We start from the raw sequence: 18,647 nt of genomic DNA, 5'->3' as shown, positions 1-18,647 counted from the left end.
CAAGACAGCTTTTTTAATACGGTATAGACTAAAATTACCCCAATATCTCTATGGCTTTATTTAAACGAGAAATAGTTTCCTTTTTTCCTATCATTTCAGCTATTTCATAAAGGTCTGGACCCTGCATAGCGCCTACAAGCGCCAGTCTAAAGGGTTGCATTACTTTTCCAAACCCAACCTCTTTTGCCTGGATCCAGGCTTTTACATTGTTTTGCACCACTTCAGCTTTAAACTCTTCTTGTTTTTCTAAAACTTCTGTAAGTTCCTGCATTAAGGTGGCGGTATTTACTTTCCAGGCTTTCTTTGCGTTTTTAGGGTTGTAGGAAGTAGGAGCAACGAAAAAGAAATAGCCCTGCTCCCAAATATCGTCAACAAAAATGGCGCGCTCTTTCATAAGCTTAACCACTTTTAAAACATATTCTGAAGAAGTTTTTATTTCTTTATGCTGAAGGATTTCTTCTAATTTTTCAGCAATAATTTTATCATTTGCTTCCTGCATATAATGCTGTTGGAACCATTTAGTTTTTTCGGGATCAAATTTAGCGCCTCCTTTGTGAACGCGATCCAATTCAAAAGCTTCCACTAATTCTTGCAGCTTAAAAAATTCTTCTTCGGTACCGGGATTCCAACCTAGAAAAGCCAGCATATTGGTAACTGCTTCTGGGAAATAACCTTCTTCGCGATATCCGCTGGATATTTCACCAGATTCAGGATCTTGCCATTCTAAAGGAAATACCGGAAATCCTAATTTATCCCCGTCACGTTTACTTAATTTTCCCTTTCCCTGTGGTTTTAAAATAAGTGGTAAATGAGCAAATTTTGGGGCATTCCAGCCAAACGCTCGATATAACATAAAATGCAAGGCCAGGGAAGGCAACCATTCTTCGCCACGAATTACATGGGTAATTTCCATTAAATGATCATCAACGATATTAGCCAGGTGATAGGTAGGCATCCCATCGCTTTTAAATAGAACTTTATCGTCTAAAGTACTGGTATCAATCTCCATCGCACCCCTAATTTCGTCTTTGATCAACAAATGTTCCTGGGCGGGAGACTTAAAACGAATTACATAATTATCCTCTTTTTCCAGTTTTTCCTTTACTTGTTCTTCTGAAAGTGAAAGAGAATTCTGCAATTTCTGGCGATTATGCCAATTGTAAATAAAGGTTTTTCCTTTTGCTTCGTGATCTTTCCTATAGGCATCTAACTCCTCGGCGGTATCAAAAGCATAATAGGCATCACCGCTATTTATAAGTTGTTCTGCGTATTGTTTATAACTGGTTTTACGTTCGCTTTGGCGATAGGGACCATAATTTCCTTCTTTCCCGGGACCTTCGTCAAAACCAATTCCGCACCAATTTAGCGCATCAATAATATATTTTTCTGCACCTTCTACATACCGGTTTTGATCGGTATCTTCTATGCGAAGTACAAAATCGCCCTGGTGTTTTTTGGCGAATAAATAATTATATAAAGCAGTTCTTACCCCTCCAATATGTAAAGGGCCGGTTGGACTAGGTGCAAATCGCACGCGGACTTTAGCAGACATATTATCTTGTTTTGAGCACAAAGATACAACCTTCTGTAAGGAAACCCAATGGCTGTAAGTGCAATACTGTGTAATTTCACTCCATTAAAATTATTGTATTTTTAAGCTCGAATTATGATGTAGGATGGATAGTTACAAACAGGTTAAAAAAAAGCTGGAAGCCTTTATTAGGAAATTTTATCTGAATAAACTTCTAAAAGGCGTCATTTTATTTTGTGCCACCGGTCTTATCTATTTGCTCGTTAATTTGCTTGTAGAACATTTTCTTTGGCTAAATTCTACCTGGCGAACTTTCCTGTTTTGGCTTTTGGTAGGGGTAGGAGGAGTGCTGTTTATATTTTTTATTTTAATTCCCCTCGCTAAACTATTTAAACTAACTAACGGGATCACTGCAGAGGAAGCAGCCAAAATTATAGGAATTCATTTTCCAGAAGTAAACGACAGTTTACTCAATATACTTCAATTAAAAAACGATCCCCAACAATCTGAATTATTGCTGGCTGGGATAGCCCAAAAATCTGCAAAGCTTAAGGCGGTTCCTTTTACCGCTGCCGTTACCTACAAAACCAATACTAAATACCTTAAATATCTACTGTTTCCGGTTATTTTAATCTTAGGATTTTTAATCACGGGTAATATAACTCTTATCACTTCCCCTTTAGATCGTTTAGCAAAACACGATGTGCGTTTTGAGGCACCAGCGCCATTTCGGTTTTTAATTTTGAATGATTCCCTAAGTGCCCGTGAGAATACCGACTATAAGATTTTAATTGCTTCGGAAGGAACAATAACTCCAGAAAGACCCGAAATACATTATAACAATCAGCGTTATTTTTTAAAAAAAATTGCTCCCGGAAAATTTGAATATACTTTTAGCAAGCTTAAAACCGACGTGGATTTTATGCTTATCGGCAATGGTGTTTCTTCCAGGAACTATCGGTTAAATGTCATTAAGGTTCCTAAATTATTAAACTTTATGATGAAGTTTAATTATCCCAAATACCTCGGAAAAATAAATGACAGTTTATCTGGAACGGGATCTGTGAGAGTACCTGAGGGCACCAAAATTATGTGGGATTTTAATACCATAAATACCGATATCCTTAATTTTTCTACGGAAGACAGTCTGCATAAACTGAAAGTTGAAGATAAAAACCTTCAATTTTCTAAAACCGTTTATAAAAATATAGCTTACCGCTTAAGTACGACCAATAAGAATATCAAAGATTTTGAAGCTTTAGATTATAACATAAGGGTAATTAAGGACGAATTACCGGAAATGGAGGTAAAGCAAAAACTGGATAGTATAGATGAGGTTACGCAATATTTCTATGGGAAAATATCTGATGATCACGGTTTATCGCGCTTAAATTTGGTTTATTACCCTGAAAATGAAATTGATAGCGTAAAAAGTGAACGAATTAGTATTTCTAAAGGAAATTTTGAACAATTTCATTATACATTCCCGGGAAATTTAGAATTAAGGCCGGGAGTAAATTATACATTTTATTTCAAGGTATGGGATAATGACGCGGTTAATGGTGTTAAAGCTGTAGAAAGCCGAAGTTTTAACTTCCGTAGGAAAACTATTGAGGAAATCGAAGAAGAAAAATTAAACCAGCAAGGAGAATCCATAAAAGATTTGAATAAAAGTTTAGAAAACATCAAAGCTTCAGAGGAAGAATTGGATGAATTAAACAGGTTGCAGAAGGAGCAAAAGAACCTGGATTATAATCAGCGTAAAAAGTTGAATAATTTTATTCAGCGTCAACAAGAGCAATCTAAAATGATGCGCAATTATGCCGATAAATTAAAAAGAACCTTAGAAGATGAGTCAGAAAATAATACTAAGGATGCAGCACAAAAAGAAGAATTAAAAAATAGGTTGGAGCGCAATGAAGAACGCTTAAAAGAAAACGAAGCTTTACTGGAGGAATTAAAAAAAGTAGCCGATAAGATTAACCGGGAAGAGCTGGGAAATAAACTGGAAGAACTTTCCAAAAAGAATCAAAATGAAGAACGTAATTTAGAGCAGCTATTGGAGTTGACCAAAGCTTATTATGTAGAAGAAAAGCTTCAAAAATTAGCCAGGGATTTAAAAAGACTTTCAGAAAAACAAGAACAAGTTTCAGAAGAGGAGACAAGAAATTCGCTGGAAAATCAGAAGAAAATAGCCGAAGAATTTAAGGATTTTCAGGAGCAAATGGAGGAGTTGGGAGAAGATAATAAAGCTCTTAAGCAACCAAAAGAACTTGAGCGGGATAAAATTTCAGAAGAACGTATAGAAAAAGATTTGCGTGATGCCGAGAAAGATTTACAAAATAAAAAGCCGGAAGGTGCAAAGGAGAAACAACAAAACGCAGCTCAGGAAATGAAAGAAATGAGTCGTAAAATGCAACAAAAAGCTGCGCAACAAAGTACCCGGCAACTTAAAGCAAATATTGAAAGTTTACGACAAATATTGGATAATTTGGTTACGTTTAGTTTTGAGCAGGAAGATCTTCTGGAAGACTTTAATGAGATGGAAGTGAATAATGCTTTGTATGCTTCGAAATTGCGAAGACAAAATATCTTAAAAGAAAACTTTAAACACGTAGATGATAGTCTTTATTCGCTGGCCTTAAGTAATAGTATGATTAGCGAAGAGATTACCAAAAAACTTACGGATATTGAGTTTGATCTTGAAAAATCTTTAGAACGTCTTGCGCAAAATAAAGTGAGTAGAGGAACCTCGAGTCAGCAATATGTAGTGACCGGTGCAAATGATTTAGCTTATCTTTTAAGTAAAATACTCTCTTCCATGCAAAGGCAAGCTAATCCACAAATGGGAAAAGGACAGGGAGAAAATGCCGATTTTCAGTTACAGGATATTATTAAGAAACAGCAGGAATTAAATAAGGAATTCGAGAAAAATGCTAAAGACCAGCAGAACGAAAGCGGAAGAACGAAAGGAGAATCCATGACCGACGGGGAAATGGGAGAATTATTTGAGATTTATAAGCAACAACAGGAATTACGACAAAAGCTTCAGGAATTAAACAAAAATAAAAGGGATGCTAAAGGAGATCAACTTGCTGAAGAAATGAGGCGAACTGAAGAGGAGCTTTTAGATAAAGGTTTTGATCCTAAAAACCAGGAACGATTACAGAAATTAGCCCACGATCTTATGGAATATGATGAAGCACAAATTGAGCAGGGCAAAAATGAGAAACGTGAGTCCCAAACTAATAAACGGGACTTTAAGAATACTACTAAAGATCAAAGTATTAAGGCAAAAGAATATTTCAATTCGCTTGAAATTTTAAACAGACAAAGCTTACCTTTGCGCGAAATTTATAAACAAAAAGTAAAATCTTATTTTGAACGAAAGGATAATTAATTTTCACAGTGAGAATGATTTTGAGTTGGAGCATGAGGAGGCTATAAGCGCCTGGATTAAAAAGGTCATCTCATCGGAAGGAAAAAGCCTGGGTGAGATCAATTATATTTTTTGTGACGATGATTATTTATACAAGATTAATTTACGCTTTTTAAAACACGATACATATACCGATATTATTTCTTTTGATAATTCGCAGGAAGATGAATTACACGGGGATATTTTTATAAGCACAGATCGTGTGACAGAAAATGCCAGGGAATATAATGTTGATTTTTCTGAAGAACTAAAACGAGTGATTATACACGGGATTTTACATTTATGTGGTTATAAAGATAAAACTGAAAGTGAAGCCACTTTAATGCGACAAAAGGAAGACGAAAAAATTGCATTGTTCCACGTGGAACAATAAATATGAAAGAGAGAATTTATGTTCGAGAATGAATATGATGTAATTGTAGTTGGAGCGGGGCACGCAGGAAGCGAAGCTGCCGCTGCAGCCGCAAATTTGGGTTGTAAAACCTTGTTGGTTACCATGAACCTGCAAAATATTGCTCAAATGAGCTGTAATCCCGCTATGGGAGGAATTGCGAAAGGACAAATATTACGTGAAATTGATGCTTTGGGCGGCTATAGCGCAATGGTAAGTGATACCAGTGCGATACAATTTAAAATGCTTAATCAATCTAAAGGACCTGCCATGTGGAGCCCCAGGGTGCAAAGCGACCGTATGATGTTTTCTGAACATTGGCGACTTAGATTAGAGCAAACGCCAAACCTCGATTTTTATCAGGAGATGGTCGCGGGGCTTATTTTAGAAGGGGACGAACTTAAAGGAGTGAAAACTTCTTTAGGTTTGGAAATAAGAGCTAAAACCGTAGTCTTGACCAATGGTACTTTTTTAAATGGTTTGATTCATATTGGCGATAAAAACTTTGGTGGTGGTAGAGCAGGGGAAAGGGCTGCTACCGGAATTACCAAAGACCTGCAGGATGTAGGTTTTGAATCTGGTAGAATGAAAACAGGTACACCACCGCGGGTAGATGGGAGATCTTTAGATTACTCTAAAATGATTGAGCAGCCCGGGGATGAAGAACCCGCAAAATTCTCTTTTCTAGATGAAACCAAACCTTTAGAAAAACAACGCTCTTGTTATATGACCTACACCTCACCAGAGGTGCATGAGGTCTTGAAAGAAGGTTTTGAAAGATCGCCCATGTTTAATGGGAGAATTAAAAGTATTGGGCCTAGATATTGTCCCAGTATAGAAGATAAAATTAATCGGTTTGCCGATAAAGATAGGCATCAACTATTTGTTGAACCTGAAGGTTGGAATACGGTAGAAGTTTATGTGAATGGGTTTTCTACCTCACTACCCGAAGATGTTCAATTTAAAGCTTTGCGTTCTGTCGCCGGTTTTGAAAATGTGAAGTTCTTTAGACCCGGTTATGCAATTGAATACGATTATTTTCCACCAACACAATTAAAGCATACCCTGGAAACTAAATTGGTTGAAGGTCTTTATTTCGCTGGGCAAATTAATGGGACCACGGGTTATGAAGAAGCGGCTTGCCAGGGTTTAATGGCAGGTGTAAATGCGGCCTTGAAAGTACAGGAGAAGGAAGAGTTTATTATAAAACGGAATGAGGCATATATTGGTGTTTTAATTGATGATTTGATTACTAAAGGTACCGAAGAGCCTTACAGGATGTTCACTTCGCGTGCCGAGTATCGTACTTTATTGCGACAGGATAATGCCGACTTTAGGTTAACGGAACGTTCCTATAAAATTGGTTTAGCATCTGAAAAGAGAATGAAAAAGATGGAAGAAAAGAAAGAAAAGTCAGAGGCTTTTGTTGAGTTTCTTCGGAATAAAAGTGTTTCCCATAATGATGCGAACCCCATTTTAGAAGCCAATAATTCTTCTTTAATGAAACAATGCGATAAGATTTTTAAAGTATTTTCGAGACCAAATATTACGATGAAAGATATTCGGAATTTTCCTGGGGTAGAGGAGTACATAACAGAACATAATTTGAATACCGAAATGCTGGAGCAAACCGAAATTCAGGTAAAATATTCGGGTTATATTCAGAAGGAAAAGAATAATGCCGATAAATTGAATAGATTGGAAGATGTAAAAATCCCTTCAGGTTTTGATTATTCGAAGATAAAATCAATGTCTTTTGAAGCACGGGAAAAGCTGAATAAAATTCAGCCAACTTCTATTTCACAAGCCTCAAGAATTAGTGGAGTGAGCCCTAATGATATTTCGGTTTTACTGGTTTATCTGGGAAGATAAATATCTAACGTTCCACGTGGAACATCAATAAGTTTAAAGTATTATTTTTGAATATTAGTAGTAAATATTGGGTTGGATTTTAGAAATAAAATTCAGCCCATTTTAATGTTTTGAAGAAGTATTTTGCCTAATCTATGGTTTAAAAAAAGTTTGAATTAATCATTAAAATATTCTTTAAGAGAGTTAGAGTTCTTGACTTGTAGATTTTGTAAAATTCGTGAATTATGTTGCAGTGTAGATTATCACGAAACTAAAATTTCAAAGCGAATTTTAAAGAATATAGTCTGATTTTGATAAACATCAAAACTCGAAAAATGACATAACTTGTTTAGAAATAATATAGGTTTGAGGGAAAAAATTCATCCAAATATGTCTGAAAAATCATTACCTGAGAATGCTAATATTAATTCATTTACAATAACCAATATTGATAAATTAAATATTCGTTTAAAAATTTAAAGCGTCTATTAGTAAAAATCCAGATCAAAAATTCTTTTATGCCCAGTAGAGATTTTCAAATCATTTGTAAAGATTATTTAGTTTCTAAGGAAGAATTTCAGCTTCGTTTGCTTAATGATTTTGAGATTTTAGAAACGCTCCCCAAACCTGAAAATTTAGCAATTTATTACGAAAGTGAAAATTATATTTCGCATACCGATGCTAAAAAATCTCTTACCGATAAAATATACCAGGGCGTAAAAAATTATATGCTTCAACAAAAATTGAAGTGGATAAATTCAATTGCTGAAGGAAATAAAATTTTAGACATTGGTGCAGGAACCGGGGATTTTCTATTTTCAGCTAAAAAACAAAACTGGATCGTTGCAGGAGTTGAACCAAATACCCAGGCAAGAAAATTGGCACTGGAAAAAGGAATTGAATTACAAAAGGATTCCGCTAATTTTAAAGAAAATTCTTTCGATGTTATTTCTATGTGGCATGTATTAGAACACGTGCCAAATTTAGATATTCAAATAGAAGAATTAAATAGATTATTAAAACCGGGGGGAATTGCAGTAATTGCCGTACCGAATTTTAAAAGTTTTGATGCAGCCTATTACCAGGAATTTTGGGCGGCTTATGATGTGCCTAGACATTTATGGCATTTCTCACAAGCTGGCATTACCAAATTATTTGAATCTTATAATTTTAAGAAAGTAGAAACAAGGCCACTTATTTTTGATGCATTTTATGTAAGCTTGCTTTCAGAAAAAAATAGATCTGGTAAATCGAATTTTTTAAAAGCACTTAAAATAGGAGGGAAGTCAAATTTAAAAGCCCGACATACTTCAGAATACTCTTCATTGACTTATTTCTTTCAAAAAGACTAAGAAAACCCATTTTAAAGCCGTTTAAGACGTTTTCTTATACATAATAGAGGTTAGTGTTGTCTTTTGTCTTTTATGAAGTAAAAACAAAGCCATTTAAGTCATTTTTTATATTTATTAATTATCGAATGAAGTTTTCTTATAAGAAATCCTTATGGTGATCTATTTCTCAAAATAAAACGGGTTAAATTCTCAACTGAACACTTCTTTATTTTTAACTTGAGAAAAGCTCTAAATTGTTTTTGTATTTATTTAGAATATTGATTATTCAAAACTAGGTGCCCTGTGACCATGAATATCTTATTCTTCTGTGACTAAAAAAGCTTAGTATTTGATTTATTCGGGTTTGAATAATACCGCTTAACTTTCATACATTTGCCGCAAACAAATTCAAAAGACAATGAAGAAATTTTTAATGATTTTAGTGTTAGCTGTTTTTCTAACTTCCTGTAACCAGGAAAAAACGGCTTATGTTGACACTACCCAATTAATTCAGGAATACAAAGAGATGAAAGATGTAGAAGCCGAGTTCTCTACAAAATCAGATTCTGTGAGGAAGCAATTAGATGCTATGGCTAAGGAATTTCAGGAAGAAGTTCAAGCTTACCAATCTGAAATGGATAAAATGTCTCAGGCTAAGCGAAAAGAGAAGGAGCAGGAGCTAATGCAGAAACAACAAAGAATTCAGCAGCAGCAGCAAATGCAGGGAAATCAATTAAGAAAAGAAAGCGACGCTGTGATAGATTCTATTGTAGAAAAAGTTAAGGATTATGTTGGGGAGTATGGAAAGGAAAATGGATATACCTATATCTTTGGCTCTAACGAATCGGCCAATATTATGTATGCAGAAGATGGACGCGATCTTACCGATGAAATTCTTACGGAATTAAATAAAGATTATAAAAAGAATTAACCCAAAATATTCAAGAGAAGAATCTCAGAGCTATACTGCGACTAAGTTTCACCAACATTTTTGATACTCAAAAATGGGTACAACTAAGTCGGGGTTAACCCGCACCAAGAGGCACTTTTCATTAATCACGTGAATTATGCGGGTTAATTAGATTCCTATTTCTAGAATAAAAGGAGCTGTCTTAAACTATGTTTTGAGGCAGCTCTTTTTATTTTTAGGATATTCTACAATTTTCTTTAACCGGCAAGACGAATTTAAGACATAATATAAACTCCAAAAATAACCACCACAAAGTATCCGGTTATGGTAAAAGCCCCGGCGTAATCTTTAGCGACCCTTTGTCCAAAGAGTAACATGAGAAGTGTAATAGCGGCTAATACACAGGCATATAATCCAAAGGAACTCTCCCCATAAGCGATAAACCAAATAATACCCAAGATCGCCAGTATCCCGGTGATTACTTCAATAATCATTAAAATACCTACCATTAAAGGTACCTGGTTTGCAAGGAAGGTGTTGGCAAAATGTTCCTTAAGCCAACCTGTATTTCCTTTCCAATCCATAGCCTTATCAATTCCAGACTGTAAAAAGGTGATTAAAATAAAAATGAGAATAAGAATTTCGGCTATATAAGTGGTAAAATAATTCATTTTTAGGCGGCTTTTTTATGTAAAAATCGGGTTAATTTTATGGAAAGGTCTGTAAGAATAATTTTAGCATTTCCGTTTCGTTCTATATGGTAAATTGAATTTTCTAAAGCTTCGGTAATATCCTTAATATTGTTGCCATGAACAAAGGGGGCAAACTTTTCTAATTTAAATCCCGCAGTTTTAGGCTCCAGATAAACCAATTTTTCAGCTTTATAATTTAGCACCAACGCCTGTCTAAAAAAATCGAGACAATAACGTAAAAAGCTCTTTTGCGTTTCACGACCTTTTCCTGCTATTTCTTCACTCCAGGAGATGAGCTCCAGTACGGTAGCTTTGTTGCCTTTAGCTTTAAAAGCGGCACGTACCCAGGTAATAAACCAGGTTTCAAATTGTTCATCGCCCGAGTCTTTTTTAAACAATTGCAAAGCTTTGGTATAACTCCCATTAGCCTGATGGGCAATTTTTAATGCTTCCGCTTTTTCACAAGCTTCTTTTTCTTCTAGAAACCTTGCGATCTCTTCCATTGGTAAAGGAGGAAAATACAGCGTTTGGCATCGCGATCTTATGGTTTGAATTATTTGTTCTTCATCTTCAGTAATAAGAATAAATAAGGTGTCTTTTGGCGGCTCTTCTATAAGCTTTAGTAATTTATTTGCGGCAGAAATATTCATTTTTTCAGCCATCCAAATAATCATAATTTTAAAGCCGCCTTCATAAGATTTTAGAGAAAGCGATTTTACTACATCCTGTGCCTCATCTACCCCAATTTGTCCCTGTTTATTCTCGATCCCCAATTTTTGATACCATTCGTACAAATTTCCGTAAGGATTGGTTTTTATAAATTCGCGCCATTCTTCCAAAAAATGAGAAGAAACCGGGTGTTTTTTTACCTTTTGATTTCCTGCTACGGGAAAAGCAAAATGTAAATCTGGATGTCCCAGATTTTTAAATCGTTGGTTGCAGGAATCGTTTCCGTTTAAATTCTCCCCGTTAGTATTGGAGCAGAGCACATATTGCGCATAAGCAATCGCTAATGGCAGGGTTCCACTACCGCTGTTACCTACAAAAAGTTGTGCGTGCGGAATTCTACCTCTATCTGCCGTGGTGGTGAGGTGTTTCTTTAGATGATGTAATCCTATTATTTCTTCAAAAAGCATAGGCAAATATAAAATTTATAGACTTTAATTTCTTCGGAAAAAATTATATTTGTGGTTAACATGGGCTGAAGCGAAGTGCTTCAGTAGAATTATGAATCTTTCTTAGTATTTCCTTTAGATAATTTACAATTTAAATATAGGAAAAATTAGGATTGATATAGGAATTAGTAAAAACGGCCGGGATTTCCTATTTTAATGATATCGATAAGCGATGGCCACTAAAATGTATAGTTATAATGAAGACTTTAAACGATTTTAATTTTAAAGAAAAACAGGCATTAATTAGAGTAGATTTTAATGTGCCATTAGATAAAGAAGGAAAGGTAACCGATGCTAACCGAATTGAAGCGGCAAAACCAACTATACTAAAAATACTGGAGGACGGTGGCAGTGTGGTTTTAATGTCGCACCTGGGAAGACCAGATGGAAAAGAAGAAAAGTACTCCCTAAAACATATTGTACAGAAAGTAGCAGAAATTATTGGGGTAGAGCCAAAATTTGTGAATGACTGTGTAGGCGAAGAAGCTAGAAAAGCTGCCGATGAGCTCCAACCCGGGGAAATCTTACTTTTAGAAAACCTAAGGTTTCACAAAGAAGAAAAAGCTGGCGACGAAGCTTTTGCCAAAGAATTATCACAAATGGGCGATATTTATGTAAATGATGCTTTTGGTACCGCGCACCGCGCCCATGCTTCTACGACTATCGTAGCTAAATATTTTGAAAATAAATGTTTTGGCTTCCTATTAGAGAAAGAAATAAAAAACCTTGACAAAGTATTAAATAGCAAAGAGAAACCGGTAACTGCGGTATTAGGTGGGGCAAAAGTTTCTTCAAAAATAACGGTGATCGAAAACATCCTTGATAAAATTGATCATTTGATTATTGGCGGTGGAATGGCCTATACCTTTATTCTTGCCCGGGGTGGTAAGATTGGCGATTCCCTGGTAGAAAAAGATAAACAAGAATTGGCGCTTGATATTTTAAAACAAGCCAAAGAAAAAAATGTGGAAGTACATTTACCGGTAGATTCTATAATTGCCGATAGTTTTTCTGAAGAGGCTAAGACTCAAACTTCAAAAATAGACCAAATTCCCGATGATTGGATGGGACTTGATGCCGGGCCAGATAGTATTAAAAACTTTGATGAGGTTATCCAGAAATCTAAAATTATCCTTTGGAATGGACCCCTGGGTGTTTTTGAAATGGACACTTTTTCGAAAGGTACCATTGCCTTAGGAAATTCTATTGCCGAAGCTACTAAAAACGGCGCTTTCTCTCTTGTAGGTGGAGGAGATTCTGTTGCCGCTGTGAAGAAGTTTGGTTTTGAAAATAAAGTAAGCTACGTTTCAACCGGTGGTGGTGCGATGTTGGAGATGTTAGAAGGTAAATCTTTACCGGGAATCCAGGCAATCGAAAAATAAAGCAAGAAAACCTTTATTTTTACGTTCTTTAAGAGCTTGTTTAAATACAGATTAAACTTTTTAATTAAACAAGCTCTTTTTAAATTTTATAAAATTATGGTTAAGCAGATAATTTCATCTTTTATTTTTCTTTTGGGCCTTGGTATGCACGGGCAGGAAGAAGCAAAAGAAAAACAAGAAGAAAAGGCGAATTTTAGAGTACAGGTATTTCAAAAAGTAGACAGTACCGAAATTATTCTCACACAACCAGATCCCGAATTTAGGGATAGATTACCAATTTCTGCCGTGATAAGAGACTCTTCCAAAGTCTCCCTTAAAGATCTTCCCAGAGCTGCAGAAATCGACTCTGTTTGGAAAGCACAGCTTACAAATTCTAATCTTTATGATTCTATTTATAAAAATATTAGAGAGCAGAATTATGAAAAAGAAGTAATAAAACAACTTCCCACCGATACACTAAAGGCAAGATTGGCAAAACTCAATGCCCGTACCCCTTTTAATGTGGAGTATAATCCTATTTTAGAAAGCGTGATTAACTCTTATCTTAAGAGAAATAAAGGCGCTATGGAAAGGCTTATGGCGTTAAGTGAATATTATTTTCCAATGTTTGAGCAGCAGTTAGACAGGTATGATATTCCGTTAGAAATTAAATACCTGGCTATTGTAGAATCTGCTCTAAACCCAAGAGCAAAATCCTGGGTGGGGGCAACAGGACTTTGGCAATTTATGTACAGAACGGGAAAGGCTCACGGGCTGGATATAAGCAGTTATGTAGATGAGCGTATGGACCCACAAATGTCCACCGAGGCCGCAGCGAAATACCTTGCAAATCTTTATAGGTCCTTTAAAGATTGGGACCTGGTTTTGGCTTCATACAACTCTGGGCCGGGGAATGTTTCTAAGGCTATAAGACGAAGCGGTGGATCTAATAACTATTGGGAATTGAGAAGGTACTTACCACGTGAAACAGCGGGTTATGTACCAGCTTTCCTGGCTACTTTATACATTTTTGAATATGCCGAAGAGCATAATTTTCAGCCTCCAAAACCGGAAATTGCTTTTTTTGAAACCGATACCATTAAGGTAAAAGACTTGATTACTTTCGATCAAATTTCAAAAGTTACCGGTGTGGATAAAGAAATGCTTCAGTTTCTTAACCCTAGTTACAAACTCGATATTATTCCCTTTGTAGAAGATGAGGATTATATGATTAGGCTACCTCATAAAGCCAGTGGTGCTTTTGTAGCTAATGAAGCAGCGATCTATAATTATGCTGAAAAGGATTTGGCTGAAAAAGAAGATGAACTACCAAGATATACAAAAGCCGAAGATAAAATTAGATACCGGGTTAGGAGTGGAGATTATTTGGGAAAGGTTGCCGAGAAGCATGGAGTGCGGGTAAGCAGTATTAAGCGCTGGAATAACTTAAGAAGTAATAATATACGCATAGGGCAATACCTAACTATTTATCCCCGTAAACCGAGTGCAACGGTTCAAAATACTACTAAAAAGAGCCAAAAAGCAGCTCAGAAAACCTATATAGTAAGAAAAGGAGACTCGCTTTGGAGTATTTCTCGTAAGTTTCCTGGGGTTACGGTACAAAATTTGAGGGTTTGGAATGATATGGGCAATAAAAGCCTGAGACCTGGTATGAAATTAAAACTTTCTAAAGGTTAATCATCTCTAAACCAAATTAATAAATATGAAAAAAGTACTTATTCTCTTCTTTAGTCTTGCTCTTTTGGTAGCTTGTAAAAGTAATGAGGACAAAGAAGAAAAGCGAATACTCTCAGACTCTTCAGGAAATATCAATCAAATTACGTTGGTAATTAAAAACAGTTTATGGGAAGGTAAAGTAGGGGAGGCAATAAGGGATAATTTTGCCGCTGCCGTAAATGGTTTACCGCAGGAAGAGCCAATGTTTTCACTTAGCCAGATTCCACCGGAAACCTTTACCGGATTCGCCCGTAAGAATCGTTCTTTTATTTCTATCCAAAAAGGGGAAGCCGGCAAAAGAGTAGTAGAAAACCTTTATGCAAGGCCACAGACGGGGGTAATCATTACCGGGAAAAACCAGGATGAATTAATTAAAGAAATAAACGAGAATTCTGAAGAACTGGTAAAGAGATTTAAGAATACCGAGCTAAAGGAAAAGCAACGTAGAATGCGTAAATCTTTAGCATCTGATGAGCAGCTTCAGGAAAAATTCAATCTTTCACTAAAGTTTCCAACGGCTTATCGGTATGCTAAAGTTGAAGATGATTTTGTGTGGATAAGAAAGGAAATTCCGAAGGGAAATATGGAGATTCTTATTTATGAAGTTCCTATAAAAACTATTGAAGCCGATACAAATATTGTTGGAAATATTATTAAAATGCGGGATTCTATTGGTAAAGCCCATATTCCCGGTCCTACCGAGGGCAGTTATATGATTACCGAAGAGGCCTACGCTCCATATTTATTTGAAACTAAAATAGACGGGAAATTTGCTTACGAAACACGAGGCACCTGGGAAGTGAAAAATGCTTTTATGGCGGGTCCTTTTGTAAATTATGCTATAAAAGATGAAGCAAATGATCGATTCCTGATAGTTGAAGGTTTTGTATTTTCACCTTCGCAAAGCAAAAGGGACAATGTCTTTGAGATAGATGCTATTTTACAATCTGCCAGGATAAAGAGCAATAAAGAATAAGAAGTAAAAACCCCGATTAAATCGGGGTTTTCTACTTTATTTAAATGATGTTATTTTTTCTCTTCAGAGAAATTCTTATCATCATCTGTAGTGACTTTTTTATCGCTATCGTCGTTAGACGCGTCCTTAAATTCTTTGATACCGCTACCTAAGCCTCTCATTAATTCCGGAATTTTTCGTCCTCCAAATAGTAACAATATTACTACCACAATTAAAATAATTTGTGGGGCACCAATTGCTAAGGGTAAAATAAATGCGTTCATAATTTCAAGTTTAATAACACAAATTTACTAAGAATAAAAGAAAACGAACCTTATTATAGCTAAAATTTAAGATATTACTCGATAATCGAGATTTAGATGCTCTGTGTTCTGCCTTGAAATCCAAATAATCATGCTATAAAGTACCCTCTGATGTTTTGTTTATTTTTTGAGAATGTTCTTTATAACTGGGGTTAGCTTAACTACTAAAATCAGTTTTAGAACTTATTGTAGGAAATTAACATCTGGCTGGATAGTTGCTCAGTTTAAAAGCGCTTAATTTTACGTTATATTAATCTTGCAAGCGAAGTGCTATTTAGTTGCAGTAAAGTGTTGAGGTCAATCTCGTGAATATTCAAGATTAATTGCTTTAGGCCATATTAATAGTTTTATGAATAATCTGGATTGAAAGCATCTGCATTTCAGAAATTTTTTAATTTATCTTTGTATTAGTTATGGCTAAAAATAATCTAAAAAGAAAAAAATTTACCCGAAAGCTGCTTCATAAATATCGGCTGGTTATTTTAAATGAAGATACTTTTGAAGAACGACTTTCCTTTAAGCTCACCAGGCTCAACCTCTTTGTAAGCTTAACTTTAAGTGCAATTATACTTATTGCCGCAACCACGATTATTATTGCTTTCACGCCTTTAAGGGAATATATTCCGGGTTATTCTTCGGCGCACTTAAAGCGGCAGGCCACAGAATTGGCCTATAAGTCAGATTCTTTACAACAGGTACTTAAGATCAATAATCAATATTTAAGTGCTATAAAAGATGTTTTGAGCGGCAGGGCAGATACAACGGGCCTAAGCAGGGATTCGATATTTCAAAACCCTATAATGGGTGAAGAAATTGAACCTATAGAACCTTCCCGGGCCGATTCGCTGTTAAGGGAAGAGGTGGCGCAGGAAGACAAATACAATGTTTTGCCTGCCGCGACAGATAATATAGATTTCTCTCTTTTTCCCCCTGTAAAAGGAAGTATTTCTGAAACTTTTGATGCCGGGGAAAAACATTATGCCATAGATATTGTCGTACCCAAAAATACACCGGTAAAATCTGTGGCAGATGGACGCGTTATTTTTTCTGAATGGACGGCCGAAACGGGTTATGTGATTATCGTGAAACATCAATACGGTTTGCTATCAGTGTATAAACACAATGCATCTCTAACCAAAGAACAGGGGGAAAGCGTGCTAAGGGGCGAGGTGATTGCAACCGCCGGTTCTACGGGGGAATATACCACCGGGCCGCATTTGCATTTCGAGCTTTGGAACGAAGCCGTGCCGGTAGATCCTGAAGATTATATTGATTTTGATTAAAAATTACGACCTTTACCCGAAAATAAGTTCTATTGGAACTTAATGAGGTTTTTGAATCATTAAAATGTTCTTCGGAAGCGCTTAAAGCCTTATTTAGGCTGGTTTCCAATTAAGTTGCCAAAGAGCAGGATGGGAGAAAAAACCATCTTTAAATTTCTAAAGTACACTATGTCTTTAAAATCTTTTGGAGCAAAAATTTTTGCTAAACACATCAGGAATAAAATTGATAAATGGGCTTCTCAACCGGAAGAAACCCAGCAAAAGGTTTTTTTAGAGCTTTTAGCAAAAGCCAGCAATACCCAATTTGGTAGAGATCACGACTTTAAAAACATAAAAACCTATTCAGATTTTGCAAAAAACGTTCCCGTGCGGGATTATGAGCAGCTTCGCACTTATGTTGATAAAATGGTAGCCGGTGAACCCGATGTTTTGTGGCCGGGGAAACCTTTATATTATGCCAAAACATCTGGAACAACCAGCGGTGCAAAATATATTCCACTTACAAAAGAATCCATGCCTTCCCATATCAATGCTGCTAGAAACGCCATTCTGTGTTATATCGCCGAAACAGGAAATGCCAAATTTGTAGATGGAAAAATGATTTTTCTACAGGGCAGTCCCGAGATGGAAGAGAAAAACGGCGTAAAACTCGGTAGATTATCTGGGATTGTAGCCCACTACGTGCCTTCCTATTTGCAAAAGAACAGGATGCCCACTTGGGAAACCAATTGCATTGAAGATTGGGAAACAAAAGTAGATGCTATAGTAGAAGAAACACTTAAGGAAAATATGAGTGTGATTAGCGGAATTCCTTCCTGGGTGCAGATGTATTTTGAAAGATTACAACAAAAAACCGGGAAAAAAGTAGGAGACCTGTTTCCTGATTTTGAGTTGTTTATTTATGGTGGAGTAAATTATGAGCCTTACAGATCTAAATTTGAAAACCTTATTGGCAGAAAAGTAGATAGTATTGAGTTATATCCCGCTTCAGAAGGCTTTTTTGCCTTTCAGGATAAACAAAATGAAAGGGGAATGCTACTGCAACTGGATGCCGGCATGTTCTATGAATTTATAAAAGCCGATGAGTTTTTTGATGAAAACCCTAAAAGGCTCACCATTGGAGAGGTAGAAACGGATGTTAATTATGTGATGTTGGTTTCCTCCAATGCCGGGCTTTGGGCCTATAACATTGGCGATACAGTACAATTTACCGGTACAAAACCTTATCGCGTGATCGTTTCTGGCAGGATTAAACATTTTATTTCGGCCTTTGGAGAACATGTGATAGCCAAAGAAGTGGAAGAAGCCATGCAATTGGCCGTGAGTAAAACTAATGCGCAGATTAGTGAATTTACCGTGGCACCAAATATCACTCCTGCAAACAACGAATTACCATACCACGAATGGTTTATAGAATTTGAAAAAGTTCCCGAAGACTTGTCTAAATTCAGTAATATTTTAGACGAAAATTTACAACGTCAAAATTCTTATTATTTCGATTTAATTGAAGGTAAAATCCTTCAGCCTTTAAAAATAAGCCGGGTTCCGCAGAATGGTTTTCAACAGTATATGAAATCCATTGGAAAATTAGGCGGACAAAATAAACTGCCCAGACTGGCAAACGATAGAAAAATAGCCGAAGTTCTGGAGAAAATAATTAATTCATAA

The 18,647-nt window shown here is 36.0% G+C and carries 14 protein-coding genes; 10 read left to right on the top strand and 4 right to left on the bottom strand.

Features of this window, described 5'->3' with window-relative positions; all coding sequences use genetic code 11:
- Positions 1 to 34: 34 nt before the first annotated feature.
- Positions 35 to 1,552 carry a glutamate--tRNA ligase gene (gene gltX, locus BUA71_RS04470; RefSeq protein ID WP_072877178.1) on the bottom strand — a complete coding sequence of 506 codons (1,518 nt, stop codon included), beginning with the start codon at positions 1,550 to 1,552 and terminating at the stop codon, positions 35 to 37.
- A 124-nt stretch (positions 1,553 to 1,676) separates the two neighbouring features.
- Between gltX and BUA71_RS04465 the strand changes: the two genes are divergently transcribed.
- From BUA71_RS04465 to BUA71_RS04445, 5 genes are all read left to right on the top strand, one after another.
- Complete coding sequence (locus BUA71_RS04465; protein WP_072877176.1) at positions 1,677 to 4,931, top strand: coiled-coil domain-containing protein; 3,255 nt, start codon at positions 1,677 to 1,679, stop codon at positions 4,929 to 4,931.
- Positions 4,924 to 5,343: an rRNA maturation RNase YbeY gene (gene ybeY / locus BUA71_RS04460; protein ID WP_072877748.1), complete on the top strand. Its 420-nt coding sequence runs from the start codon at positions 4,924 to 4,926 to the stop codon at positions 5,341 to 5,343. Before BUA71_RS04465 ends, ybeY begins: the two co-directional genes overlap by 8 nt.
- Positions 5,344 to 5,361: 18 nt before the next feature.
- Entirely contained in the window at positions 5,362 to 7,233 is a 1,872-nt protein-coding gene (gene mnmG / locus BUA71_RS04455) for a tRNA uridine-5-carboxymethylaminomethyl(34) synthesis enzyme MnmG (protein ID WP_072877174.1), read from the top strand.
- Positions 7,234 to 7,730: 497 nt separating this feature from the next.
- Positions 7,731 to 8,564, top strand: a complete 834-nt coding sequence (locus BUA71_RS04450) for a class I SAM-dependent methyltransferase (protein WP_072877172.1) — start codon at positions 7,731 to 7,733, stop codon at positions 8,562 to 8,564.
- Positions 8,565 to 8,961: 397 nt separating this feature from the next.
- Positions 8,962 to 9,474 carry an OmpH/Skp family outer membrane protein gene (locus tag BUA71_RS04445; protein ID WP_072877170.1) on the top strand — a complete coding sequence of 171 codons (513 nt, stop codon included), beginning with the start codon at positions 8,962 to 8,964 and terminating at the stop codon, positions 9,472 to 9,474.
- 254 nt (positions 9,475 to 9,728) lie between these two features.
- On the opposite strand, the gene BUA71_RS04440 is transcribed toward BUA71_RS04445, so the two are convergent.
- On the bottom strand, positions 9,729 to 10,124 hold the full coding sequence (locus BUA71_RS04440; RefSeq protein ID WP_072877169.1) for a DoxX family protein: 396 nt from the start codon (positions 10,122 to 10,124) through the stop codon (positions 9,729 to 9,731).
- Positions 10,125 to 10,126: 2 nt separating this feature from the next.
- On the bottom strand, positions 10,127 to 11,281 hold the full coding sequence (locus BUA71_RS04435; protein WP_072877167.1) for a DNA polymerase III subunit: 1,155 nt from the start codon (positions 11,279 to 11,281) through the stop codon (positions 10,127 to 10,129).
- Between the two features lie 236 nt (positions 11,282 to 11,517).
- Between BUA71_RS04435 and BUA71_RS04430 the strand changes: the two genes are divergently transcribed.
- The 3 genes from BUA71_RS04430 to BUA71_RS04420 all read left to right on the top strand — a co-directional run bounded on the left by BUA71_RS04430 (position 11,518) and on the right by BUA71_RS04420 (position 15,394).
- A complete protein-coding gene (locus BUA71_RS04430) occupies positions 11,518 to 12,702 on the top strand; it encodes a phosphoglycerate kinase (RefSeq protein WP_072877165.1) in 1,185 nt (394 codons plus the stop codon).
- Positions 12,703 to 12,798: 96 nt separating this feature from the next.
- The gene (locus tag BUA71_RS04425) at positions 12,799 to 14,379 is read left to right on the top strand and encodes a lytic transglycosylase domain-containing protein (protein ID WP_072877746.1); all 1,581 of its coding nucleotides are present in this window, start codon (positions 12,799 to 12,801) and stop codon (positions 14,377 to 14,379) included.
- A gap of 25 nt (positions 14,380 to 14,404) precedes the next feature.
- Positions 14,405 to 15,394: a DUF4837 family protein gene (locus tag BUA71_RS04420; protein ID WP_072877163.1), complete on the top strand. Its 990-nt coding sequence runs from the start codon at positions 14,405 to 14,407 to the stop codon at positions 15,392 to 15,394.
- 50 nt (positions 15,395 to 15,444) lie between these two features.
- Here BUA71_RS04420 and tatA read toward each other — a convergent pair whose 3' ends face one another.
- Positions 15,445 to 15,657 carry a twin-arginine translocase TatA/TatE family subunit gene (gene tatA / locus BUA71_RS04415; protein WP_072877161.1) on the bottom strand — a complete coding sequence of 71 codons (213 nt, stop codon included), beginning with the start codon at positions 15,655 to 15,657 and terminating at the stop codon, positions 15,445 to 15,447.
- Between the two features lie 452 nt (positions 15,658 to 16,109).
- Here tatA and BUA71_RS04410 point away from each other — a divergent pair, with 452 nt between their 5' ends.
- Both BUA71_RS04410 and BUA71_RS04405 read left to right on the top strand, forming a co-directional pair.
- Positions 16,110 to 16,979: a M23 family metallopeptidase gene (locus tag BUA71_RS04410; RefSeq protein WP_072877159.1), complete on the top strand. Its 870-nt coding sequence runs from the start codon at positions 16,110 to 16,112 to the stop codon at positions 16,977 to 16,979.
- Between the two features lie 168 nt (positions 16,980 to 17,147).
- Positions 17,148 to 18,647 (top strand): GH3 auxin-responsive promoter family protein, encoded by a 1,500-nt coding sequence (locus BUA71_RS04405; RefSeq protein ID WP_072877157.1) that lies wholly within the window; start codon positions 17,148 to 17,150, stop codon positions 18,645 to 18,647.

Origin of the sequence: Salegentibacter echinorum, from assembly GCF_900129445.1 — a bacterium.
In the GTDB taxonomy this organism is placed as follows: Bacteria; Bacteroidota; Bacteroidia; order Flavobacteriales; family Flavobacteriaceae; genus Salegentibacter; species Salegentibacter echinorum.
The sequence above is the reverse complement of the archived record's forward strand: the minus strand, read 5'-3'. Positions and strand labels throughout refer to the sequence as shown.